This window comes from Pseudosulfitobacter sp. SM2401 (assembly GCF_042932805.1).
In the GTDB taxonomy this organism is placed as follows: domain Bacteria; phylum Pseudomonadota; class Alphaproteobacteria; order Rhodobacterales; family Rhodobacteraceae; genus Ascidiaceihabitans.
The window spans coordinates 3,110,040-3,133,890 of record NZ_CP170633.1 but is presented as its reverse complement, the minus strand read 5'-3'; the positions used below and the strand labels follow the sequence as shown (position 1 = coordinate 3,133,890).

The window sequence follows — 23,851 nt, the reverse complement described above, 5'->3', positions numbered from 1 at the left end:
GAAATTTAGGGTATCGAAATGAAGACGCGGACAAAAGCAGTGGTGATTGGTGGCGGGATTGCAGGGTGTTCGACGCTGTATCACCTGACACAAGAAGGTTGGAGCGACGTGGTTCTGGTCGAACGTGACGAGCTGACCAGCGGCACCACGTGGCACTCGGCGGCCCAGGTCACAAACTTTGGCATGAACCAAACGATGGTGGGCCTGAAAACCCATTCGATCAACCTGTACCAAGAGCTCGCGAACGATCCGGATTATCCGATCAACTACCACCACGGCGACGGCGGTATCCGGTTGGCCAACACTGAGGCGCAGATGGATGGCTATCGTCATTTCACATCGATGGCACGGGGCATGGATGTCGAATTCGAAGTGCTGGACGCCGCCGAATGTGCCCGCCGTCACCCGCTGATTTCCACCGACAACATGATCGGTGGTTTGTGGGATCCGATGGACGGCGACATTGACCCTGCGCAGCTGTGTCAGGCCTTGGCCCGTCGTGCCCGCAAGGCTGGCGCCGAAGTCTACCGCAACACGCCCGTCACCGGTCTTACCCAACACAAGGATGACACGTGGACGGTGCACACGACCAAGGGCGACATTGACTGCGATGTGGTCGTGAACGCCTGCGGTTACCGCGTGAACGAAGTCGGCGCGATGATGGGCGTGCACCACCCCGTCATGTCGATGGAACACCAATATTTCCTGACCGAAGACATCCCCGCAATCGCGCAATCCGACCACCGCATGCCACTGCTGCGCTGCCCGATTTCGGATTACTATTGCCGTCAGGAAAAGAACGGTTTGCTGGTCGGTTTCTACGAACAGGATTGCAAAACTTGGGGCATGGACGGGATCGACCCGAAATTCGTGAACGCGCTCTGCCCCGATGATCTGGACCGCGTGACAGACGTGTTAGAAGGCGCGATTGCCCGCATGCCTGCGTTGGCCGAAACCGGCATCCACACTATCGTGAACGGCCCGATCACCTACACGATTGATGGCGCGCCCTTGGTCGGCCCGATCCCGAACAAACGCAACGCGTTTTGCATCATCGGACTGCGTGCAGGCTTGGGCGAGGGCGGTGGCCACGGCTGGCTGCTGGCCCAACAAATCGTGCACGGCGAGGCCTGCTACGACACGTGGGTGATCGACCCGCGCCGGTTCACCGGACACGCAAATGTCGAACTGACGGCGCTGAAAGCCATCGAGGATTACCAGAACGAATTCCGCTTCCATTTCCCCCACGAACACCGCCCCGCCGGACGACCTGCAAAGACGACTCCGATCACGCCGGTCATGGCGGCAGAAGGCGCAGAATTCACCGTGGTGAACGGCTGGGAACGGGTCGACTACATTCGCCCGTCCTCGGAATTCCACGAAACTCACGGATACTATTTCAACGAGGCATTTGACGTCGTCGCATCCGAAGTTTCAGCCGTGCAAAACGCCGTTGGCTTGGCCGAAGTCAACGGGTTCAACCGGTTCGAAATCACCGGCGCGGACCGTCATTCATTCCTGAACCGGATGATCTGCGGGCGGGTGAATTCCAAAACCGGCAAGGTCGGCTTGGGCTACCTTTTGAACCACCACGGTATGATCAAGGGCGAGGCAACGCTGGCAAATATCGACGACGCGCGCACGTGGTACGGATCAGCCGCCGCATCCGAATTTCACGACATGGACTGGCTGCAATCGAACCTAAAAGCCGACGAAGACGTGCAGATCAAATCGCTGACAAACGACCAAACGATCCTTGTTTTGGCAGGCCCAAAAGCGCGCGATGTGCTAGGCGCAGTCAGCCGCGGTGATTGGTCCGCGGCGGCATTCCCTTGGTTGTCAGTGCGCGAATGCTTTGTCGGCATTGCGCCGGCGACCGTCATGTCGGTCAGCTTTTCCGGCGAATTGGCCTATGAAATCCACGTGCCAAACGCGCAGCTTTATGCCGCCTATCTGGCACTGCGATCAGCGGGCCAGGAACACGGGCTCCAGCTGTTTGGCGCGCGCGCCGTCGAATCCATGCGGATGGAAAAAGGGTATTTGCACTGGAAGGCCGATTTGATCACCGAATTTGACCCGTTCGAGACAGGCCTGAACCGGTTCATCAAAATGGACAAAGGCGATTTTATCGGGCGCGATGCCTTGGTCAAACGGGTCGACGCGGGCCCCACGCGCCAGCTGATTTCGCTGCGTTTGGACACAGACAAATTGCCCGCGCATCCAGGTGCATCCGTGATGGTCGACGGCCGCGTGGTGGGCACTGTGACGTCCGGCGATTGGGGGCACCGCGTCGGCATGAACATCGCCTACGCCTTTGTGGAACCCGCCTTTGCGACCATCGGCACGACGTTCAACTTGGATTGCATCGGGCAAATCATCGCGGCGCAGGTCATCGCCTCGGGGCCGTATGACCCCGAAAACACGAAGGTGCGCAGCTAGCGATCCTTGAACCGGGGGTCGTCCACACACGCCGCGTAATCGGCATCGACCAGTGATGCGCGTTTCTGGATCCAGCGGCGCATGCTGGGGTGGGTGAAAATGTAGAACCGACTGGCTTGCATCGATTCAAACGTCCACTCGGCGACGTGGCGCGGTGGCAACCCTTGTTCGACCGCGTCAGAGATCATTTGCATGCCGGGATTGTCGGCAAACGTCCCGTCTTGGTCATGCCCCGATGGGCGCCCTTCGTGGGTTTTGTTGATGTCGGTTTTGACCCAACCGGGGCACAACACGGACACGCCAATGTTGTGCGGTGCGAGATCTTGGGCCAGCGATTCAGAATAGCCGACAACCGCGAATTTGGTTGCCGTATACGCCCCCAACTGCGGCGTCGCGAGATGGCCGGACATCGACGCGGTGTTGATGAAATAGCCACCTTCGCCGTGTGACTGGATCAACGGCGTGAACACCTCGACCCCGTAAACGACGCCCATCAGATTGATGTCGACGATCCATTGCCAGTCTTTCAGCGGCGTGCGACCGGGCGATCCTGCCAGTGAAACGCCGGCGTTGTTGACGACGATGTGCACCTTGCCAAAGGCTGCGATTGTCGCGTCAGCGGCCGCCTGAACCGACGCGGGATCGGACACATCGCACACCACGGTTTGCACATTCCCCAGATCCGCCTTGGCCGCCGCCAGCCCGTCTGCATCACGATCCGCAAGCATCACCTGCGCGCCCTGTTCCATCAGAACGCGCCCGATCTCAAGCCCGATGCCCGACGCACCTCCGGTCACAAATGCAGTCTTGCCTGAAACGTCCATATCGCCTCCTAATCCTAAGTTGACGCCATGCTAACCGGCATTCCGCGAAAGGGAACCGTGACGCCCAGTCATCAACGGGCGTAAACGGGCACGAATGCAGCCGATTTGCGTGAACATTGCCTGCGTTCCCTTGACTTTCCACCCCCCGAGCGGTGTATCTGCCCAAAGTTTTACGCCCAACAAAGGGACCAGCCCCATGCACGCATACCGAAGCCATTCTTGCGCCGATCTAACGGCCGCCAACGTGGGCGATCCCGTCCGTCTTTCTGGCTGGGTCCATCGGGTCCGCGATCACGGCGGCATCCTGTTCATCGACTTGCGCGACCACTACGGCATGACGCAATTGCTGTGCGATCCTGACAGCCCCGTGTTCAAAGACATGGAAAAGATCCGGTCGGAATGGTGCATCCGCATCGACGGCACGGTCAAAGCACGCGACGCAGAACTGGTGAACGCCAAAATCCCGACCGGCGAAATCGAAGTGTTCGTGCGCGACATCGAAGTTTTGGGGTCTTCTGCTGAACTGCCGTTGCTGGTGTTTGGCGATCAGGAATACCCCGAAGAAACGCGCCTGAAATATCGCTACCTCGATCTGCGTCGCGAGAAAATGCAGCGCAATATGATGATGCGCTCTGACGTTGTGTCGTCGATCCGCAAGCGCATGTGGGATCAGAAATTCCGCGAATATCAAACGCCGATTATCACCGCATCCTCCCCCGAAGGTGCGCGCGATTTCCTGGTGCCCTCCCGTTTGCACCCCGGCAAATTCTACGCGCTGCCGCAAGCACCGCAGCAATTCAAACAGCTGTTGATGGTGTCCGGTTTTGACAAATATTTCCAGATCGCCCCGTGTTTCCGCGACGAAGACCCGCGCGCTGATCGCTCGCCCACCGATTTCTACCAGCTCGACCTCGAGATGAGCTTTGTTGAGCAGCAAGACATTTTCGACACGATTGAACCCGTGCTGATCGGTGTGTTCGAAGAGTTCGGCGGCGGTCGCAAAGTCGACCAAACGTGGGAACAGATTTCGTACAAAGACGCGGCCCTTTGGTACGGCTCTGACAAGCCAGACCTGCGCAACCCGATCAAAATGCAAATTGTCTCGGATCATTTCCGCGATTCCGGCTTCGCGATTTTCGCCAAGTTGCTGGAACAAGACGGCACCCAAATTCGCGCCATTCCAGCACCCACAGGCGGGTCGCGCAAATTCTGTGACCGCATGAACGCGTTTGCGCAAAAAGAAGGTCTGCCCGGTATGGGCTACATTTTCTGGCGCGAAAAAACGGCAGATGCCGTGGCCCAAGAACTGGGCATCACCGTAAAAGAAGCCCAAGCCAAACTGAAATCCGGCGAAGTGGAAGGCGGCATGGAAGCGGCAGGCCCACTGGCCAAAAACATCGGACCAGAGCGCACCGAAGCCATCCGTCTGCAACTGGGCCTTGGCCTTGGCGACGCGGCATTCTTCCTTGGCGGCAAGCCAAAAGCGTTCGAAGGCGTCGCAGGACGGGCCCGCAACGTCATCGGCGAAGAACTGAAATTGACCGACCTCAACCGCTTTGCATTTGCTTGGATCGTCGATTTCCCGATCTACGAAAAAGACGAAACAACCGGCAAAATCGACTTTGAACACAACCCCTTTTCAATGCCCCAAGGCGGGATGGACGCGTTGCAAGGCGACCCTTTGGACGTGCTTGGCTACCAGTATGATCTGGCGTGCAACGGCTACGAATTGGTGTCCGGCGCGATCCGGAACCACAAGCCAGAGATCATGTTCAAAGCCTTTGAAATTGCAGGCTACGGCAAAGACGAAGTCGAAAAACGTTTCGGCGGCATGGTTAACGCGTTCCAATACGGTGCCCCGCCCCACGGTGGTTGTGCGGCCGGGATCGACCGCATCGTGATGCTGCTGGCAGACGAGGCGAACATTCGCGAAGTCATCCTGTTCCCGATGAACCAACGGGCCGAAGACTTGATGATGTCCGCGCCGTCCGAGCCGCTGAGCGATCAGTTGATGGAATTGGGCCTGCGGGTCATCCCACAAGACTAATTGCAAATAAAACGGCGGAACGACGCCAATGTGACGTAAATTAAGAAGCGGCGTAGGTGAAAACCTAGCCGCTTCTTGCTATATAAAGCGCAAGATCCAGCGAAAGGAACCCGCCTGCGTGCCCACGTTTGACTCAGAATTTGCCGAAATCCGCTTTGGGTGCGGCTTGTCACCTGTCGTCGGGGGCGTGGACTCGATTGATGCGATGCTGGACGGGCTGACGTCCCAAGACGCTATCGCGCAGCAATTCCCGATCGAACATTTTGACATCTTTCGCGCGCGGATGGTCAAGATCGAAGAGTGGCGCAAAGTTCGGCGGAACAATCGTGGTACCGAACTGGCGGCAGAAGCGCGCAAACAACGCAAAGTGCTGAACCGGATTGCCCGCGAAGACAAAGCGAAATGGCTGGGCCAATCGATGTTGCGGCGCACCTACACGACCAGCGGTTTCTTTGAGCGGCTCGCATTTTTCTGGGGCGACCATTTTACCGCCCACGGCAAACGCGGCCTGATCCGGCGCGCAACGGGTCCCTACATCGAGGAAACGATGCGCCCGAACCTGACCCTGCGATTTGCGGATTTGGTCAAGGCGGCGGTGCTGCACCCGCTGATGTTGCACTACCTCGATCAATCCCAGGCGATTGGGCCGAACTCGATCCGGGCAATCAAGAAAAATGGCAAAAACGCTGGCCTGAATGAAAACCTCGCGCGTGAGGTTCTCGAACTGCACACGCTGGGCGTGGGCGGCCCCTACACCCAAGAAGACGTGCGCCAGTTGGCGGAATTGTTCACCGGCCTGTCGTTCCAGTCAAAGGTCGGTTTCAAGTTTCGCAAAGACTATGCCGAACCGGGGACGGAAACGGTTTTGGGCGTTGAATACGATGATGTCGCGAACGTAAAACCGGTGCTCGCAGCGCTTGAGGATTTGTCGGTTCACCCCGCAACCGCCAGCCATATTGCGACGAAATTGGCCGTTCACTTTGTGTCCGACACGCCGGATGCGGGCCTGATTGCGCACATGAGCGACGCGTTTACCAAAACCGACGGGCAGCTGATGGCCGTCTACACAGCGATGCTGGAACACCCCGCAGCATGGCAGCGCGATGCGATGAATTTCAAATTTCCCGTCGATTTTGTGGGCTCTGCCTGCCGGGCTTTGGCGATCCCGCGTGGTCCGATCGAGGCGTTGGATGAAAAGGCGATGAAAAACGCGATCATGGTGCCGATGGCGATGATGGGTCAAAACTGGCAACAGCCAAATGGTCCAGACGGCTGGCCCGAAGACGACGCGCAATGGATCACGCCGCAGGGCTTGTCCGGTCGGGTGCGCTGGGCGATGGGCGCGCCGGAAATCCTGCAACCTGATCTGCCCGATCCGCGCGGTTTTGTAGACACAGCGCTTGGCAGTTTTGCCAGCGAACCCGTGCGATTTGCCGCTGGTGCCGCAGAAAGCAAAACCGAAGCAATTGGCTTGATCTTGGCCTCTCCCGCATTTCAGCGCCGCTAGTTAGGAATACGTTATGGATCTTTTGTCACGCCGCAATTTTCTAGCCCGCTCTGGCCTGATCGGCTGTTCGCTGGCTGCTAGCCCGTTGTTTGCGCCCGTTAGTTTTGCCGCTGCACCGTGGGATACGCGGTTGGTTGTGATCATTTTGCGCGGAGGGTTTGATGGTTTGGACGTGGTCCAGCCCTACGGCGATCCGGCCTACGCAAAGCTGCGCCAAAAGCTGAAGGGCGGTCCTGAAAACGGCGGTCTTGATCTGGACGGGTATTTTTCACTGCATCCGGCGTTGGCCGGTTTGATGCCGATGTGGACGGCGGGCGAACTGGGGTTTGTGCATGCGGTATCGACGCCTTATCGCGACAAGCGCAGCCATTTTGACGGCCAGGATATTCTCGAGGCCGGCACCGAATCCTTGTCGACCGGTGGCGTGCGTGATGGCTGGTTGAACCGCATGTTGCAGGCGGTTCCGGGCGTTCAGGCCGACACAGCCTATGCGATTGGACGCGGCGACATGGCCTTGTTGAAAGGGGCCGCACCCGTGGCCAATTGGTCGCCCGAGGCTGACCTTACCATGAGCCCGCAAGCCGAACGCCTGATGGATTTGATCACCCAAGACGACCCTGCCATGCATGCGGCCTTGGCCGAGGCGCGTTTGCTGTCGTCACCTGACGGTGGGCAAATGGGTGAAATGGCGGACAACGGCGAAGATATGATGGCCCAAATGCAGCGCGCGGGGCGGGGCAAAGCCCACCTGAAGGTCGCAAAATTCGCCGCCAAACGTTTGCGCGCTGACGCCCGCGTTGCGGCATTTTCGCTGAACGGTTGGGACACGCACCAAGCCCAAGAACGCAACCTAAGTCTGGCTTTGGGGCGTTTGGCCGAAACGCTGAACCATCTGCGCGACACCCTGCGCGGCAATATCTGGAAAAAAACCGCCGTTGTGGTGATGACAGAATTCGGGCGGACTGCGCGTGAAAACGGCACCGGCGGCACGGATCATGGCACTGGCGGCCTGATGATCACCGCAGGTGGTGCGATCAAAGGCGGCAAAGTGCATGGCAACTGGCCCGGCCTTGGCACCTCTGATTTGTATCAAGGGCGCGATCTGATGCCGACCGGCGACGTGCGCGCCCAAGCGGCTTGGGTGATGCGCGGATTGGTGGGGCTAGACACCTCTGTTCTTGAGCAATCCATTTTCCCGGGAATGGAAATGGGCACCGATCCGGGACTGCTTCTTTAGACCCAATTGCGTCCATCAGGGCTTGGCCCTTGGCGATTCCCCGCCTAGTGTTCGCGTATGAACAACACACCTTCCTCCGAGCGCCGCGTGGGCCCTGTCGTCACTGGCTGGTCCCAACCGGATGCGCCTTTTCCTGGCATTTTAACCGGCACAAGCGTGCAGCTAGAACGTCTTGAGGCTGAAAAACACGCAGCCTTACTGTTTCGCGCGTTCGAGGGGCACGATCATGTGTGGGATTATTTGCCATACGGCCCGTTTTCATCGGCGTCGCAATATTACCGGTGGGCGCGTGAAGCCCAAGAAATGACTGACACCGTGTTCTATGCGATCAAAAACCTGGACACAGGCGCATTTGAGGGGGTGGCGAGCTATTTGCGGATCGCCCCGCAGTCGGGGTCTATCGAGGTCGGGCACATCAACATGAGCCCTGCGTTACAAAACACCCGCGCTGCAACAGAGGCGATGTATCTGATGATGGCTTGGGCGTTTGAGGCAGGCTATCGGCGCTATGAATGGAAATGTGATGCGCTGAATAAGCCGTCACGCCGCGCCGCCCAGCGTCTTGGGTTCAGCTACGAAGGTGTCTTTCGCCAAGCCACAATCGTGAAAAACCGCAACCGCGATACGGCGTGGTTTGCTGCCATTGATCTGGAATGGCCAGCGTTAAAAGAAGCATTTGCCGCGTGGCTTAATCCGTCCAACTTTGACAGTGACGGACGTCAGATCGAACGGCTTAGCGATCTGACGCGGTTGGTGCGCCCCCATGACGACCCAACCCAAACGTAGCTTTTAAATCGCGATGCTGTCGGCAAGCCGCTGTTGGATCAGCCCTGCCAGCTTTGCCGTTTCTGATGCGGCGGCTTTGCCTTGGGCGCGACGATCGGCCAAGGCCTGTGCTGCTTGGGCAAGCGGGCGATCCTTAGCACTGCGCGCCACACCGTTGGTGAATTGCGCGACGTAATCCAGCACACGTTCGTCTTTGTTTTCTTCCAAAACGTCCGCCACATGGGCGATATCATCCTGATAGGCCAACGGATCGGGCTCAACGTTTTCGTCAGACAACGCGCGCAATCCATTTGGGCGACGATCTGAGGGCAGGCAAGACAGGATACATTCCTGAAACAGCGACAACGATGTCAGCGGCTTGGCCAGATAGCCATCAGCACCCGCGGCCATAACGTCCGCTTCGAAATCATCACCGGATGTCCCGATCACCACCTCTGGGCGCGGGGATGTCGATGTAAGATCCGCGATCAGATCGATGCCACTGCCATCGGGCAGGCCGATATCGATGATTGCAATCGTCGGGCGGTATACTTTCAGGTGGCGGCGCGCAGAGCGCACGCTGTCAGCACGTCTGATCCGTGCACCGCTGCGCAAACACAACAGTCGCATCGCTTCGCACGCGAAACGGCTGTCCTCAATAACCAACACGGTCAGGCCTAAAAGGGGCCGGTTTGCCGTTGGTGTAGGCAAGGTCGGTGCGAAAGGGTCAATACTGTCCATCGGTAGCCTCGCTAAGTTAAAATCTATCCTGACGTTATGAAGTTACGGCTAACAGACAGTTAACATCGCGCGGATCATGGAAAAGAAAAGGTAAACAGGGTGCGGCGGTGCGTCCCTTGCACGCGGCTCATGTCCGCCGCATAACCGATGAAAACACAACAACCGGAGAGCCCATCATGATTGGACGTCTGAACCACATCGCCATCGCCGTTCCCGATCTTAAGGCGGCGGCAGATCAGTATCGCAATGCGCTGGGCGCAAAAGTCGGCGCACCTCAGGACGAACCGGATCACGGCGTCACGGTTATCTTTATCGAGCTGCCAAATACCAAGATCGAACTGCTGTACCCGCTGGGCGACGACAGCCCGATCAACGGATTTCTGGAAAAGAACCCGTCGGGCGGCATGCACCACGTCTGCTACGAGGTCGACGATATCATCGCTGCACGCGACCACCTGAAATCAACGGGTGCGCGGGTTCTGGGCAACGGAGAGCCAAAGATCGGCGCGCATGGCAAACCGGTTATTTTCCTGCATCCCAAAGACTTTAACGGATGTCTGGTCGAACTGGAGCAGGTCTAGATCATGGGGATCACATCCGCACTTGTTCTGCTCGCGGTCATCTGGTGGATGACGTTTCTGGTGGTTTTGCCGATCAAGGTAAAGACCCAAGGCGATCTGGGAAACATCGAACCGGGCACCCATTCCGGTGCGCCCGAAGTTCATAATCTGCCGAAAAAGGCCATCATCACAACGGTTGTGTCACTGGTGATCTGGGGGGTGGTGTCGTCGATTATTCTGTTCGAAATCATCACCTTGGATGACATGGATTTCTTTAGGTTCGACTCGATAATAGACGATGGAACAGGTGGGTAAACGTCGCGGCACCCAAGATCGGGATGAACAGGTTTACGAACGGAATTGATAGGGGCATCGCCATCAGCGTGCCCGCCAGCCAAATGGTGCCAATGTGCTGTTTGCGCAGGATTTTCGCCTGATCCCGCCCGACACGGCGCATGGCGGCTAGCATGAAATATTCACGCCCCAACAAGAACCCGTTCAGCCCCCAAAAGATGAACATGGCGGCGAACGGCAGCAACACGTAGGCAAACAGCGCCAGAATGTTTGCGCCGATCAGAACGCCCAGAAAATTCACCGTATCGCGCAACGCGTCGCCAAACGGCACGGGCGTTGTGCGGGGCAGGTGTGGATAGTGTTTATCCTCGACCGCTTGGGCGACTTCGTCCAGAAACATCGACGTGATGGCCGACGCCACGGGCACCATCAAAAAGATGGACAGGAAGAACATCAAAAAGATCGAGCCCCAGCTGACCAGATCGTTCAGCCAGCGGACTTCTCCGATGATTGGCAGAAACGCCGATTCGCCCGCCAGCGTGTTCAAGAGCCAGACAAATCCGGCGCTGGCCCCGATCAGCAGTGCAATCGTCAGAACGATGCCAAGGCCAAGGACGCGGCGAAAACGGGGATCGCCGATTTGCCCGAGGGCGGCAAAGAAGGATGAGAAAATCACGTGTCGAGCCATGTGGTTATTGCTGTCAAATCAGGGCGCGGGCGGTCCGGCGGGGCCGAGGATTCGGTCGCGATGTGGATGAAACCTGCAACGCGCTCGTGTGCGTCCAGCCCAAGGGCTTGGGTCATAAAATCACGGTCATGGCTGGGCCAACCGCTAAGCCAATTGGCCCCCCAACCCGCAGCGAGGGCGGCGTTCAGTAACGCCAGACAGACGGCACCGGCAGAATAGGTTTGTTCCAGCGGAGGGATCTTTGGCGAAGGTTTTTGCACTTCGATAACGGCGACGGCCAGATGCCCTTGGTCGAACTGGGTGCGGCCTTTGATGATCTGTTCGGCGTCCAGCCCCAAAGCCGTCCCACGGTCCTGCGCCACATCTGCCAGACGGGCCATCGCGCCCTTTTCGATGACGATAAAACGCCAGGGTTCCAGCTTGCCGTGATCGGGCGTGCGTGCGGCGGCGGTCAGCAATTTTTCCAACGTGGCGCGATCCGGGGCAGGGGCGAGCAAAGTTTTGGCGGGCCGGGACCGGCGGGCCAGCAGGAAATTCAAAGCGTCAAGATTGGGGGCAGGCATGAATGTCTCTCGTTAAATCGTACCGTTCACATGTTTGGCGGGTGGCGTTCGTTTTCAAGGTGTGGTGGGCGACACGCCCACCTTACGAGGTCAAACCGCGGGGCGCACCATACCGACAATGTCATAGGTTTTCTGCAAAATCGGCACGGTGATTTCGCGGGCCTGCTGGGCACCTTTGGCAAGGATGCGGTCGATTTCCGCAGGATCGGACATCAGGCGCGCCATTTCACCGGAAATCGGCGACAGCTTGGCCACGGCCAGATCGGACAGCATCGGTTTGAACGCGCCAAAGTTCTTGCCGCCCACGTCCGCGAGCACCTGATCGACGCTGATGTCTGCCAGCGCGGCATAGATGTTGACCAGATTGCGTGCCTCTGGACGCCCCTCAAGCCCCTTCGCTTCGGAGGGCAGCGCGTCAGCGTCGGTTTTCGCCTTGCGAATTTTCTTGGCAATCGTGTCGGCGTCATCCGTCATGTTGATGCGCGAGGCATCGGAGGGATCAGACTTCGACATCTTTTTGTCGCCATCCCGCAAGGACATCACACGGGTCGCAGCGCCCTCGATCACGGGTTCGGTGATCGGGAAAAAATCAACACCGTAGTCGTGGTTAAATTTGGTCGCGATGTCGCGGGTCAATTCCAGATGCTGCTTTTGATCATCGCCCACGGGGACGTGCGTGGCGTGATAGACCAGAATGTCGGCGGCCATCAGCGCCGGATACCCAAACAACCCCAGCGATACATTTTGCGCGTTCTTGCCGGCTTTGTCCTTGAATTGTGTCATCCGCTGCATCCAGCCCATGCGGGCAACGCAGTTGAAAATCCAACCCAGTTGCGCATGCTCTGGGACCTGAGATTGATTGATCAGGATCGACTTTTCCGGGCTGATGCCGGATGCGATAAACCCTGCCGCCAATTCGCGCGTGTTGTGCTGCAAATCCTTGGGGTCCTGCCAGACGGTGATCGCGTGCAGATCAACCATGCAATAGATCGATTGCGCGACCTCGTCTTGCATCGTGACGAACCGTTTGATTGCGCCCAGATAGTTGCCTAGCGTCAGGCCGCCGGATGGCTGGATGCCCGAGAAAACGCGCGGGGTGAACGTGGATTGGGTCATCTGTAGTGTCCTCAAGCTCTGGGCAAATCTGCTAAGCTGGCTTACCCATGGGCGCAAAGCCCGTCAACAGCCCCTGATAAAGAGTAACCCGATGCACCAAGATCCAAACGCCCCGCCCCTGAACCCGTTGCCGCCGGTTGTCTGGATTTTGTTCGTGATCATCATGGGGATCGAGGGCGCGTTTACGCTGGGTTCCCAAGGGCTGCTGGGCGGCTCGGACGCTGTCGGTTGGCGACTGGCCGCCGTGCGCGACTACGGGTTTCACGGCAACGCGTTTGACTGGATGCTGAGCAACGGGCAGATGCGCGGCGAATTCATGGTCCGGTTCCTGACCTACCCGTTTGTGCACGGGTCCTTCACCTCGGCGATTTTTGCGGGGGTGATCCTGCTGGCGCTGGGCAAAATGGTCGGCGAAGTCATGGGGCAACTGGCCGTCGTCCTCGTCTTTGTGTTCAGTGGCATCTTTGGCGCGATCATGTTCGGGTTGATCACAGACCAAGCATGGCTGATCGGCGCGATGCCCTGTGTTTACGGGCTGATCGGGGCGTATTCATTCTTGCTGTGGCAAAAGGCGCTGAACAGCGGCACCCAGCAATTGCAGGCGTTCCGGTTGATCGGTTTTTTGATGGGCATCCAACTGGTGTTCGGCATTTTCTTTGCGGTTGGCCTGGATTGGATCGCGGATTTGTCCGGCTTTATCTGCGGATTTATGCTGTCGGTGATTGTGGTGCCGGGGGGCGTTGGCCGCCTGCGCGCGATGATTCAGCGGCGCTGACCACGGCGCACAGCACCTTTGAATTCAGACAGCTTGAAGGCACCGAACAACTGCCCGATTGCGAAATAACTGACAACGCCGATGCCAATCAGTGCAGTCAGCGCGATGTATTTGATCCAATCAAGGCCAAGTGCGGGGCTGAGGGACACATTGCCGAACCACAGGCAAACCCCCATCAACAACGAGGCGGCAACGATGCGCCAGATGCGCTTGTGAAACTGCGTATCAAAGCGTGCGACATCCCCCAAACGACGTGCGCCAATGGCCAGCAGCGCGACCATCACCCAACCAGACACCGTGGCGGCAATTGCGGGCGCAAACCAGCCGACGATCGGGATCAAACCGATGGCCAGCACCGCGTTGATGACCATCGCAACCAGCGCGTAACGAAACGGGCTGCGGGTGTCTTCGCGGGCGAAATACAGGGGTTGCAGGAATTTCTGGATCACAAAGGCGGGCAGGCCCAACCCGTAGATCGACACGGCCACGGCGATGTTGGCGGCGTCATCGGAATTGGTAGCCCCGCGTTCAAACAACACAGACACCAGCGGCAGCGGCACGATCATCAACGCAACGGCGGCAGGAATGGTCAGGGCCAGCGAAATCTCGGCGGCACGGGAAAACGCTGTGCGCGCGCCCGCCGCGTCGCCAGCCTGCAAGCGGCGGGACAAATCAGGCAGCAACACGATGCCAACCGCAATGCCAACAACCCCCAGCGGCAACTGATACAGACGGTCGGCGGCGAACAGCCAGCTGACCGCGCTTTCATAGCTGCTGGCCGCGTATTGCCCGACCACCAGATTGATCTGCATCACGCCCGACGCGAGTGCGGCAGGAATAGCGACCACCACCATTTTGCGCATGTCCGGCGTCCAGCGTGGCCGCCCAAACCGCAGCTTGAACCCCGCATGTGACGCGGCAATCCACGTCAGCGCAAGTTGGGCAACACCGGCCACAGGGATCGTCCAGATCAGCCAGTTGATCACCGTGCCACCGGAATAATAGGCCGCCACCATCGCGATGATGACAAAGATGTTCAGCAACACAGGGGCTGCGGCAGCGGCGGCAAAGCGCCCCGTGGAATTCAGGATGCCGGAAAACAACGCCGACAAGGACATGAAGAAAATGTAGGGAAACACGATGCGCCCGTAGCCGACTGTCACGTCAAAACGGGCGTCTTGGGCATAGCCCCCCGCCGTGGCCAGCACCAGAAACGGCATCGCGATCATCGACACTGCAACAAGGATCAGCACAACCACGCTCAGCCCGTTCAGCGCGTCATTGGCGAATTTCTGCGCGTCCTCGTCGCCCTCGAGCTTTTTGGAAAACATCGGCACGAAGGCGGCGTTAAATGCCCCTTCGGCAAAGAACCGGCGGAACATGTTTGGCAAACGGAATGCGGCAACAAATGCGTCCATCAACGGACCCGGACCAATCAGCGACAGGATCAAAATCTCGCGCACAAAGCCAAGGATGCGCGACATCAAGGTCCAGAACCCCACGGTAAGAAAGCCTGACATCATGCGGATGGGTTTCAAGGGGCGCGCCTTTGTGTTGCGTGAACTTGTGGTAACTGACCCAAAGCGGCCATGCGTGTCAATCTAGCTGTACGCTGTGCAGGTTTCGATGGCAGTGCGTGCAGGAAATGCGATAAGCAGAGGCAACCCACCAAGGACACGACCCCAGATGAAACATCAGCAATGAGCAGGGATTATTCCCAACTGTTCGGTGACACCCCCAAGGCGGCCCCGTTGTCGACGCTTGGCGCGTTGGGCTGGCAGACGTTCTTTTCCGCACAAACCGACACCGATGAAATGGCCGCAACACCGCCCGTGCGTGTCTGCGAGGTGCACCGCAATGGCGCGCATGTTGTCGGTGACGGTATCGACGCGATGATCCCCGCAGGCGGACACGAGGCGACAGTGGGCGACTGGCTGCTGTTCAATGCCGAAATCCCGCGCGAAAGCCGCCTGCTGGAACGCAAAAGCCTGATCAAACGCAAGGCCGCCGGGTCTGATCGCCAAGTGCAAATGATCGCCGCCAACATCGACACAGCGTTCGTGGTGACCTCGTGCAATCAGGATTTCAACATCGCGCGGCTGGAACGGTTCATCGCGCTGGCCTTTGATGCAGGTGTCGCGCCGGTTGTCGTGCTGACCAAGCTCGACCTGTGCGATGATCCTGCCGACTACATCGATCAGGCCCGCAGCATTTCCGAACTGGTCGACGTGGTTGCGCTGGACGCCCGTGGCAGTGAACCGCGCGAAAAACTGGCACCGTGGTGCAAGCCCGGCCAGACCGTCGCGTTCATGGGCACGTCCGGTGTCGGCAAATCGACGCTGACAAATGCGCTGGCCGGAACCAATGAAATCGAAACCGCTGCCATCCGCGAAATCGACGCGCGCGGGCGCCACACCACCACGCGCCGCCAACTGTATTTCCTGCCCGAAGGCTGCGTTGTGATGGACACACCGGGCATGCGCGAATTGCAACTGGCCGATGCCGCCGCTGGCGTGGGCGAAGTGTTCGAGGACATCGAAGAACTCGCGACCAACTGCAAATTCAACGACTGCTCGCACACGGTTGAACCATCCTGCGCGATCCGCGCGGCAGTCGAGGCCGAACAGTTAGACGCCACCCGCCTCGCACGCTGGCAAAAACTGGTGACCGAAGACGCGACAAATTCCGCCAACATGGCGCAGCGCAAGGTCAAAGACAAAGTCCTCGGCAAGACCATCAAAGCCATCCAAAAGCGTAACAAAAAGTAGCGCCATGGCACCGGTGATCAAAACAGACCCGCGTTCAAACGTGATCGGCGCGCTGTGGATGGTGGCCGCGATGATCGGCTTCGCAATCGAGGACATGTTCCTCAAAGTTGCGTCACAAACGGTGCCCATCGGTCAGGTTCTGGTGATCTTTGGCGCAGGCGGCGTGATCCTGTTTGCGATCACAGCACGCGTGCGCGGTGAACCCCTGCGCAACCCCCAAATCCTGTCGCGGCCAATGATCGTGCGCGCCTGTTTCGAAGTTTTCGGACGCCTGTTTTACGTGCTCGCCATCGCGCTCTCTACCCTGTCGTCGGCCACCGCAATTCTACAGGCAACGCCGATTGTCGTGGTCGCAGGCGCGGCCGTGTTCTTTGGCGAAAAGGTCGGCATGCGGCGGTGGTCAGCGATCTTTGTCGGGCTGATCGGCGTGATGATCGTGCTGCGCCCCACCGCCAGCAGTTTCGACGTGTTTTCGATCTTTGCAGTGCTGGGCATGCTCGGGTTTGCGGGGCGTGATTTGGCAACGCGTGCGGCGCCTGTATCACTGACCACTTCGGTGCTGGGCGTCTACGGGTTCTTGGCGATCGTGGTCGCGGGCCTGCTCTATTCGTTGTGGGAGGGCACACCGTTCATCGTGCCAACCTACATCGCATCAGGCGCGCTGGGCGGCGCAATCATTTGGGGTGTTTTGGCCTATTCCGGGCTGATGCGGGCGATGCGCGTGGGCGAAGTTTCGGTGGTCACGCCGTTCCGCTATTCGCGCCTGTTGGTGGGGCTGGGTTTTGGCGTGCTGGTGTTCAACGAAACGCTGGATGCCGCGACACTGATTGGCTGCGGGCTGATCGTGGCGTCGGGCCTGTACATTCTGGCGCGCGGGCGGCGGGTCTGACTGGGCCTGACCCCTCACCACATCTCTTTGTACAGCGCGACAATTTCGTCCTCGCTTGGTACGCGCGGATTGTTCTGCGGCGACCCAGACGCGAGCGCCTGACCGGCCATCAAATGCAGCATCTGATCGTCCGCTGTGTGCCCCAAGGCGCTGGGCGACGGCACGCCCAGATCGTCGTTCAACACGCGCAAGCCTTCGATCAACTTCCCACAGGCGACAACGTCCGTGTCGCCATTCTGCGCCCATCCCATCACGCGGGCCACGGTGGCGTAGCGGGCCGGGGCGGCGTCAACCGAAAACGCCGTGACCGCAGGCAAAAGCATCGCGTTGGACAGCCCGTGCGCGACGTGGAAATGCGCGCCGATTGGCCGGCTCATCCCGTGGACCAACGCGACAGAGGCATTTGAAAACGCCATCCCCGCTTGGGACGCGGCCAGCATCAATGCCTCGCGCGCGGGACCGTTTTCAGGATCTGAACAGGCGGTGCGCACGTGGGTCGCGATCAGCGGCATCGCGGACAGGGCAAAAGCGTCGGTGTAGGGATGCGCGCGCTTGCTGACGTAGGCCTCGATCGCGTGGGTCAGGCTGTCAACGGCGGTGTCCGCGGTGATGCGCGCAGGCTTGGTCGTGGTAAACGTCCAGTCGATCAGCGCGGCAGTGGCGACACAAGCAAGGCCCGACAGGTTGTATTTTTCCGGCTGGTCCGTGTCCGTGATCACACACCAACGGGTCAGCTCGGACCCTGTGCCGCCCGTGGTCGGGATCGCGATGACGGGCAGGCCGCAGCGATCGATTTGCGCTGGCGCTTTGTAGTCGCGCACGTGGCCGGGATTGACCGCCATGAACGACACCGCCTTGGCCGTATCGATCGGACTGCCGCCGCCAAACCCGATGATGCAGTCGTAGTCATGCGCGCCTAACGCGGCCAGCCCTGCGTCAACACAAGCATCCGTCGGGTCCTCGACAACCTCGTCAAACAGCCCCCACGCGGTGTCACCAAGGATGTCTGTCAGGCGTTTCACATGCCCGATCTTGATCAGATTGGCATCCGTCACGATCAACGGGCGCGACAGGCCAAGTTGCGCTAAAACCTCGGGCAGTTCCGATGCGATGCCACCGCCGATGCGGATAACACGGGGGGATTGAACACGGGCAAGGTTTTGCATGGCTGGCTTTCTGCTTTGGTCGCTGTAAATGTTGTCATTTCGTGACAGGGCCGCGCGTTGCACAGCGTTTTTCTAAGGGTCTAAAAGGCAAGAGAGAAATAGTTAATCAACTGTTATTTAATGGAAAATTGTTTCGCACGCGAAACATTTGGCGCTAGTTGCTTGCGCGTTCTACCCCTTCTAGAATCGCGGCGCGCAGTCGTTTTTCCAGCGTCTTTTGCTTGCCTTCGGAATAGTATTTTAGCCCGAACATGTCTTTCACATAAAACGTGTCGACGACCTGTTCGCCGTAGGTCGCGATCACCGCGTTTGCGACGTAGACATTCGAGGCCGCAAGCGTGCGCGCCAGATCATGCAACAGCCCTGCGCGATCACGGGTGTCGACCTCGATGATCGTGTAGATTTCGGACCCGTCGTTATCAAAGCTGATGTGCGTCGGCACGCGGAAGGCCCGCTCGCGTTTCTTGACTTTGTCACGATCCACGATGGCCTCGCGCGTTACGATTTCACCAGCCAATGTGCGTTCAATCATCTTGCGCAGACGGGGCAGGCGGGACGCTTCATAGGGTTGCCCTTCGGCGTCTTGAATCCAGAACGCATCCGTCACGTAGCCGTCCTTGGTGGTGTAGCTGCGCGCGTCCACTACGTTCGCACCGACCAGGGCCAAGGCCCCGGCAAGCCGCGCAAAGATGCCTGGATGATCGGCCATAACAAAGCACGCGCGGGTGGCATCGCGGTCCTCGTCAGGGTGCAAATCCATGCGGATTTCGTCCTCGGTGATGCCGCGCAAAAGGCCCGCAAAAACCACATGGGCGGTGATGTGCAGCCCTTGCCAGTAGGGGTCGTAGTGGCGTCCGGTTTCGATCTGCAAATCCTTGCGCGGCCAGTCCTTTAGGGCGGTGCGCAACCCCTTCTTTGCCTCGGTCCCACGGTTCTCGCGGTTCAGGGCTTCCATGCCTTGTTCCAGCGCAACTTCGGTTTGACGGTACAGGGCGCGGATCAGGACGGCCTTCCAGTTGTTCCACGTGTCCGGACCAACGCCGCGAATGTCACAAACGGTCAGCACACACAGTAGCCCCAACCGTTCGGTTGTCTTTACCGCCTTGGCAAAATCACGCACGGTGCGCGGGTCTGCGATGTCACGTTTCTGCGCCATGTCCGACATCAATAAATGATAGCGAACGAGCCACTCAACAGTGTCGACCTCGGCAGGTTTCAGCCCCAAACGCGGCGCGATCTGACGGACCATTTGCGCGCCCAAAATCGAGTGATCTTCTTGCCGCCCTTTGCCGATGTCATGTAGCAGCATCGCCACGTACAGCACTCGCCGATTGACCCCGTCCTTGAGGATCGAGGACGCGACCGGCAATTCCTCGACCAGTTCCTCGCGCTCGATCATCGCAAGGTTGGCGACGCATTGGATCGTGTGTTCGTCCACCGTGTAGGAGTGGTACATGTTGAACTGCATCATCGCCACGATGTGTTTGAATTCAGGGATGAACGCCCCCAAAATCCCCAGCTCGTTCATGCGGCGCAGGGCACGTTCGGGGTTGCCATGTTTCAACATCAGATCAAGGAAAATCGTGCGCGCCTCGGGCGTGTTGCGCATGTCGTCGTCGATCATTTGCAGGTTGGATTTGACCAAACGCATAGCGTCCGGATGGATCAACATGCCGGTGCGCAACGCCTCTTGGAACAGGCGCAACAGGTTCAATTTGTCCGACAAAAACTCCGTATCATCGACAATCGCCAAACGGTTGTGAATGACGTGGTAGCCCTTTTTCACCTTGGGTTTCCGCTTGAACCAGCGTTCCAGTAACGGCTCCGCTTTGACGTGCATCGCCTCAAGCTTGGTCAGGAAAATGCGGGTTAGATCGCCGACTTCGGTGGCGTGAATAAAGTAGGCCTGCATGAACACTTCGACCGCGCGCCGGCCTTTGACATCGGTGTAGCCCATGGCCTCAGCGACCATGACCTGCATGTCGAATGTCAGCTGTTCGGTGGCGCGATTGGTGATCAAATGCAGATGGCTGCGCACGGCCCACAGGAAATCCTCGGCGGCGACAAAATTGTTGAATTCCTCGGCGGTGAAAACCTCTTTGGTCACCAGATCAGCCGCGTCCTGAACCTGATGAATGTACTTGGCGATCCAGAACAATGACTGCAAATCGCGCAAGCCACCTTTGCCCTCTTTCACGTTCGGCTCAACCACATAACGCTGGCCTTGACGCTCGTGGCGTTTGTCGCGCTCGGTCAGTTTCGCCTCGATGAATGCGGGGCCGGTTGCGGGCTTGAACAGGTCGGCCCACAGGCGTTCCTCAAGCTCGTGCGCAAGGGCGACATCCCCCGTCACGTAGCGGTGTTCCAGCATTGCGGTGCAGATGGTCGCGTCTTCGTTGCCCAAACGGATGCAGTCGGCAATGGTGCGGGTCGAATGGCCGACCTTTAGTTTTAAATCCCACAGCATGTACAGCATGGATTCCACCACGCTTTCGGCCCAAGCTGTGGTTTTGTAGGGTGATAAAAACAACAGATCGACGTCAGAAAACGGGGCCATTTCGCCGCGCCCGTACCCGCCAACAGCAATCACAGACAGGCGTTCACCGGCGGTCGGATTGGGATTGGGATGCAGGCAGGTCGCCGCAATGGTCATCGCCGCACAGACCAGATGATCCGTCAGATACGTGTAGGCGCGGGTCATGGCGCGGGATGCAAATGGCTGCGCCTTGAACCCGTCGGCAATCGCCGTGCGCCCCTGTTTTTGCGCATCCTTTAGCCAAGCGACCATCGTGGCGCGCAGATCGGCAGGCTTGTTCTGACGGGCTAACGCCAGCGCTTGGTCAAAAGCGCTGGCGTCAAAAATCAGGTCGGGATCGCAGACCAGCGGCCTGTCGTCAGACGGAACTGGCCGCACGCTTAAAAGCCTGCGCCACCAAAGCCGGCAGGCGCGTTGTCGATCACAACCACTTGGCTGTTGCGGATGGTCGCAATCGCAAGACCACGTTCATTTGTGCCATCCGCGCGCAACCGGAAGATGCCCGTGGCCCCCTGAAATCCAGCGCTTTGCGTGATGGCTCCTGTCGACAACGGGCTAGACTTTTTGCCATTCATCAACGCGCCAACGGCGGCGATCCCGTCAAAGGACAAGGCCGCAATCGGATGTGGTGCTTTGCCATAGGCGGCTTCGTATTTGGATCGAAACGCGGCGCTGCGGGCAGGGTCAGGCAGGGCGAACCAGCCACCTTGAACGCCGGGCAAATCGAGCGTTTGCACGGGAATATCCCAGCGCGTCAGGCCGATGAATTGTGATTTCACACCAGCCTCAGGCAACAGTTGCGTCAACAATGGCAGCGCAGATGCAGAGGGCGAGGTCATGAACACAGCGTTCGCGGCACCAGTGTCGACGGCAGCTTTGATCTTGGGGATCGCGGCAACCACGCCTTGTTGTGACAGCGGATATTCAACGGATCCCACAAGGGTCGAGCCGGCCGAGGCAATCGCGTTGGACACAGCGTTGCGCCCCAACTGTCCGGCGACATCCTGCGCATGGGTCACAACGATGCGATCTTTGCCCTGTGATTTTGCGTAAGACACCATGCGGTTGGCCGTGTTTTGAAAGGTTGGCCCAAGCACAAAGACGTTGCCGCCCGCAATCGTTGTGTTGTTCGAGAACGCCAGCACATTCACGTTTTGACCGGCAACCGCCACGCCGACCGCGTTGGCCGCTTCGGCATACAGCGGGCCGATGATGATTTTGGCACCGTCGTTCACGGCTTGGGCCGCTTGACTGGCCGCAGTGGCCGCCTTGCCGCCGGTTCCGTAAACACGCAGATCAATCTGCACGCCTTGCACATCACGGATCGCCAATCGCGCGGCGTTTTCAAGGCTTTGCGCCAACAAGTCATCGCTTGCTGATCCACCGCCGCGCGGCACCAACAGGGCCACCGCAACCGGTGCGTTTTTATCGACCTTGGGGCCATTGTTTGACAGCGACGTCAGCGCTGCGGGGTCACAAGCTGCAAGTGTCATCGTCATCACGGACCCGAAAATGGGCAGTTTCAAACGTCGCAACGTCTTGCGGGCGGATTGGAAAAGCGCGAACATCTAGACTGGTACTCCCTTGGGTGCGCAGACCTTGCTGGTCGCGCGATTGTTTGGGCGATAATAAACGTCATGAAAGGCGGGTCCAGCGTTGAATTTTCAAAAGGTTCCCCTTGCCGCGGGATTGTATTTCGTGGGTGTCCCGATCGGGACGGCGCGCGACATCACGTTGCGCAGTCTCGATGTGCTGGCCAGCGCCGATATGTTGGCCGCCGAAGACACCAGATCCATGCGCAAACTGATGGATATTCACGGGGTGCCGCTGGACGGGCGACGCATCATTGCGCTGCATGATCATTCGGGTCCAAACGTGGTGGATGGCCTGATTTCTGCGGTAAAGAGCGGTAAATCACTGGCTTACGCGTCCGAAGCGGGGATGCCGTTGATCGCCGATCCGGGGTTTGAATTGTCGCGCGCAGCGGCGGCCGCGGATGTGATGCAAACTTGCGCGCCGGGGCCGTCTGCGATTCTAACCGCGCTGGTTGTGGCGGGCCTGCCTACGGATGCATTTCACTTTGCAGGTTTTTTACCAAATGCGACAGCGGCGCGCCGCTCAGCGCTGCACGGCTTGGCTGGCATCCGCGCAACCCTCGCATTTTACGAATCGCCCAAGCGGATCGCGGCGACGCTCAAGGACGCGGCGCTGGTGCTGGGTGACGACCGGCAGGCCGTTGTGTGCCGTGAGTTAACCAAGAAATTCGAAGAGGTGCGCCGCGGTACGTTGGCCGAGTTGCGCGACAGCTATGCGGGCAGCAGCGTCAAAGGCGAAATCGTTCTGCTAATTGATCGCGGCGATTTACCAACCGTTAGCGAAGCCGACATAGAAACGGATCTAAAGGTCGCGCTGGGCACGATGTCGATGCGCGATGCTGTCGATGCAGTATCGACCGCCCATGGCACGCCGCGCCGCCAAGTTTACCAGATGGCGCTGGGGTTGGAAAAGGATCACGAATGACGGCAACAGCGGGAAAATCGGCAAACGGTCAAATGGCGTATCACGCTGGTCTGTCCGCCGAAGATTGCGTTTCGTCAGATTATGAACGTCGCGGGTTTTCCGTCGGGTGGCGACGATGGCGCGGCACTGCGGGTGAAATCGATCTGATCGCACGCGACGGCGACGGATTCATCTTTATCGAGGTCAAGAAAAGCCGGTCTTTTGATCGCGCCGTCCAGCGCGTCAGCCCCCGCCAGATGCAACGGATTTACACGGCGGGCGAAGAATTTCTGGGTCAAACGCCACGCGGGACACTGACGAATGTCCGCTTTGATGTCGCACTTGTGAACGATTTTGGCGAGGTGAAGATCATCGAAAACGCATTTGGCCACGGCTGACCCCATTGCAAGCCCCGCTATGCTGCGCCATCTAAGAGA

At 58.8% G+C, this 23,851-nt stretch carries 21 protein-coding genes; 12 read left to right on the top strand and 9 right to left on the bottom strand.

Features of this window, described 5'->3' with window-relative positions; genetic code table 11:
• Positions 1 to 18: 18 nt before the first annotated feature.
• On the top strand, positions 19 to 2,439 hold the full coding sequence (locus ACFIO0_RS15370; RefSeq protein WP_390911281.1) for an FAD-dependent oxidoreductase: 2,421 nt from the start codon (positions 19 to 21) through the stop codon (positions 2,437 to 2,439).
• Here ACFIO0_RS15370 and ACFIO0_RS15365 read toward each other — a convergent pair.
• On the bottom strand, positions 2,436 to 3,263 hold the full coding sequence (locus ACFIO0_RS15365; RefSeq protein WP_390911280.1) for an SDR family NAD(P)-dependent oxidoreductase: 828 nt from the start codon (positions 3,261 to 3,263) through the stop codon (positions 2,436 to 2,438). The genes ACFIO0_RS15370 and ACFIO0_RS15365 overlap by 4 nt on opposite strands.
• Before the next feature lie 196 nt (positions 3,264 to 3,459).
• Between ACFIO0_RS15365 and aspS the strand changes: the two genes are divergently transcribed.
• The 4 genes from aspS (at position 3,460) to ACFIO0_RS15345 (ending at position 8,840) form a co-directional block, all read left to right on the top strand.
• Positions 3,460 to 5,310: an aspartate--tRNA ligase gene (gene aspS, locus ACFIO0_RS15360; protein ID WP_390911279.1), complete on the top strand. Its 1,851-nt coding sequence runs from the start codon at positions 3,460 to 3,462 to the stop codon at positions 5,308 to 5,310.
• A gap of 118 nt (positions 5,311 to 5,428) precedes the next feature.
• Complete coding sequence (locus ACFIO0_RS15355; RefSeq protein WP_390911278.1) at positions 5,429 to 6,817, top strand: DUF1800 family protein; 1,389 nt, start codon at positions 5,429 to 5,431, stop codon at positions 6,815 to 6,817.
• Between the two features lie 13 nt (positions 6,818 to 6,830).
• Entirely contained in the window at positions 6,831 to 8,054 is a 1,224-nt protein-coding gene (locus ACFIO0_RS15350; protein WP_390911277.1) for a DUF1501 domain-containing protein, read from the top strand.
• A gap of 57 nt (positions 8,055 to 8,111) precedes the next feature.
• Positions 8,112 to 8,840 (top strand): GNAT family N-acetyltransferase, encoded by a 729-nt coding sequence (locus ACFIO0_RS15345; RefSeq protein WP_390911276.1) that lies wholly within the window; start codon positions 8,112 to 8,114, stop codon positions 8,838 to 8,840.
• Positions 8,841 to 8,843: 3 nt separating this feature from the next.
• On the opposite strand, the gene ACFIO0_RS15340 is transcribed toward ACFIO0_RS15345, so the two are convergent.
• A complete protein-coding gene (locus tag ACFIO0_RS15340) occupies positions 8,844 to 9,560 on the bottom strand; it encodes a response regulator (RefSeq protein WP_390911275.1) in 717 nt (238 codons plus the stop codon).
• Between the two features lie 176 nt (positions 9,561 to 9,736).
• Between ACFIO0_RS15340 and mce the strand changes: the two genes are divergently transcribed.
• Positions 9,737 to 10,141 (top strand): methylmalonyl-CoA epimerase, encoded by a 405-nt coding sequence (gene mce, locus ACFIO0_RS15335; RefSeq protein ID WP_390911274.1) that lies wholly within the window; start codon positions 9,737 to 9,739, stop codon positions 10,139 to 10,141.
• A 3-nt stretch (positions 10,142 to 10,144) separates the two neighbouring features.
• Positions 10,145 to 10,435 (top strand): DUF1467 family protein, encoded by a 291-nt coding sequence (locus ACFIO0_RS15330; RefSeq protein ID WP_390911273.1) that lies wholly within the window; start codon positions 10,145 to 10,147, stop codon positions 10,433 to 10,435.
• On the opposite strand, the gene ACFIO0_RS15325 is transcribed toward ACFIO0_RS15330, so the two are convergent.
• The 3 genes from ACFIO0_RS15325 to trpS all read right to left on the bottom strand — a co-directional run bounded on the left by ACFIO0_RS15325 (position 10,395) and on the right by trpS (position 12,781).
• Positions 10,395 to 11,102, bottom strand: a complete 708-nt coding sequence (locus ACFIO0_RS15325; protein WP_390911272.1) for an EI24 domain-containing protein — start codon at positions 11,100 to 11,102, stop codon at positions 10,395 to 10,397. The genes ACFIO0_RS15330 and ACFIO0_RS15325 overlap by 41 nt on opposite strands.
• Positions 11,087 to 11,665: a nitroreductase family protein gene (locus ACFIO0_RS15320; protein ID WP_390911271.1), complete on the bottom strand. Its 579-nt coding sequence runs from the start codon at positions 11,663 to 11,665 to the stop codon at positions 11,087 to 11,089. Before ACFIO0_RS15320 ends, ACFIO0_RS15325 begins: the two co-directional genes overlap by 16 nt.
• A gap of 90 nt (positions 11,666 to 11,755) precedes the next feature.
• On the bottom strand, positions 11,756 to 12,781 hold the full coding sequence (gene trpS, locus ACFIO0_RS15315) for a tryptophan--tRNA ligase (protein ID WP_390911270.1): 1,026 nt from the start codon (positions 12,779 to 12,781) through the stop codon (positions 11,756 to 11,758).
• Positions 12,782 to 12,872: 91 nt separating this feature from the next.
• On the opposite strand from trpS, the gene ACFIO0_RS15310 reads away from it, so the two are divergent.
• Complete coding sequence (locus ACFIO0_RS15310) at positions 12,873 to 13,556, top strand: rhomboid family intramembrane serine protease (protein WP_390911269.1); 684 nt, start codon at positions 12,873 to 12,875, stop codon at positions 13,554 to 13,556.
• Here the strand turns inward: ACFIO0_RS15310 and murJ are convergent.
• Complete coding sequence (murJ, locus tag ACFIO0_RS15305) at positions 13,544 to 15,094, bottom strand: murein biosynthesis integral membrane protein MurJ (RefSeq protein ID WP_390911268.1); 1,551 nt, start codon at positions 15,092 to 15,094, stop codon at positions 13,544 to 13,546. The two genes, ACFIO0_RS15310 and murJ, sit on opposite strands and share 13 nt — an antisense overlap.
• A 162-nt stretch (positions 15,095 to 15,256) precedes the next feature.
• Between murJ and rsgA the strand changes: the two genes are divergently transcribed.
• Both rsgA and ACFIO0_RS15295 read left to right on the top strand, forming a co-directional pair.
• The gene (rsgA, locus tag ACFIO0_RS15300; RefSeq protein WP_390911267.1) at positions 15,257 to 16,324 is read left to right on the top strand and encodes a ribosome small subunit-dependent GTPase A; all 1,068 of its coding nucleotides are present in this window, start codon (positions 15,257 to 15,259) and stop codon (positions 16,322 to 16,324) included.
• Between the two features lie 4 nt (positions 16,325 to 16,328).
• Entirely contained in the window at positions 16,329 to 17,213 is an 885-nt protein-coding gene (locus ACFIO0_RS15295) for an EamA family transporter (protein WP_390911266.1), read from the top strand.
• A 14-nt stretch (positions 17,214 to 17,227) separates the two neighbouring features.
• Here ACFIO0_RS15295 and ACFIO0_RS15290 read toward each other — a convergent pair whose 3' ends face one another.
• The 3 genes from ACFIO0_RS15290 to ACFIO0_RS15280 all read right to left on the bottom strand — a co-directional run bounded on the left by ACFIO0_RS15290 (position 17,228) and on the right by ACFIO0_RS15280 (position 22,483).
• Positions 17,228 to 18,379, bottom strand: coding sequence for an iron-containing alcohol dehydrogenase (locus tag ACFIO0_RS15290; protein ID WP_390911265.1), 1,152 nt, complete (start codon positions 18,377 to 18,379; stop codon positions 17,228 to 17,230).
• A 154-nt stretch (positions 18,380 to 18,533) separates the two neighbouring features.
• Positions 18,534 to 21,293 (bottom strand): [protein-PII] uridylyltransferase, encoded by a 2,760-nt coding sequence (locus ACFIO0_RS15285; RefSeq protein WP_390911264.1) that lies wholly within the window; start codon positions 21,291 to 21,293, stop codon positions 18,534 to 18,536.
• Positions 21,294 to 21,295: 2 nt separating this feature from the next.
• Positions 21,296 to 22,483: an ABC transporter substrate-binding protein gene (locus ACFIO0_RS15280; RefSeq protein WP_390911263.1), complete on the bottom strand. Its 1,188-nt coding sequence runs from the start codon at positions 22,481 to 22,483 to the stop codon at positions 21,296 to 21,298.
• A gap of 88 nt (positions 22,484 to 22,571) precedes the next feature.
• Between ACFIO0_RS15280 and rsmI the strand changes: the two genes are divergently transcribed.
• Positions 22,572 to 23,435: a 16S rRNA (cytidine(1402)-2'-O)-methyltransferase gene (gene rsmI / locus ACFIO0_RS15275; RefSeq protein ID WP_390911262.1), complete on the top strand. Its 864-nt coding sequence runs from the start codon at positions 22,572 to 22,574 to the stop codon at positions 23,433 to 23,435.
• Positions 23,432 to 23,812 (top strand): YraN family protein, encoded by a 381-nt coding sequence (locus ACFIO0_RS15270; protein WP_390911261.1) that lies wholly within the window; start codon positions 23,432 to 23,434, stop codon positions 23,810 to 23,812. Before rsmI ends, ACFIO0_RS15270 begins: the two co-directional genes overlap by 4 nt.
• Positions 23,813 to 23,851 lie beyond the last annotated feature (39 nt).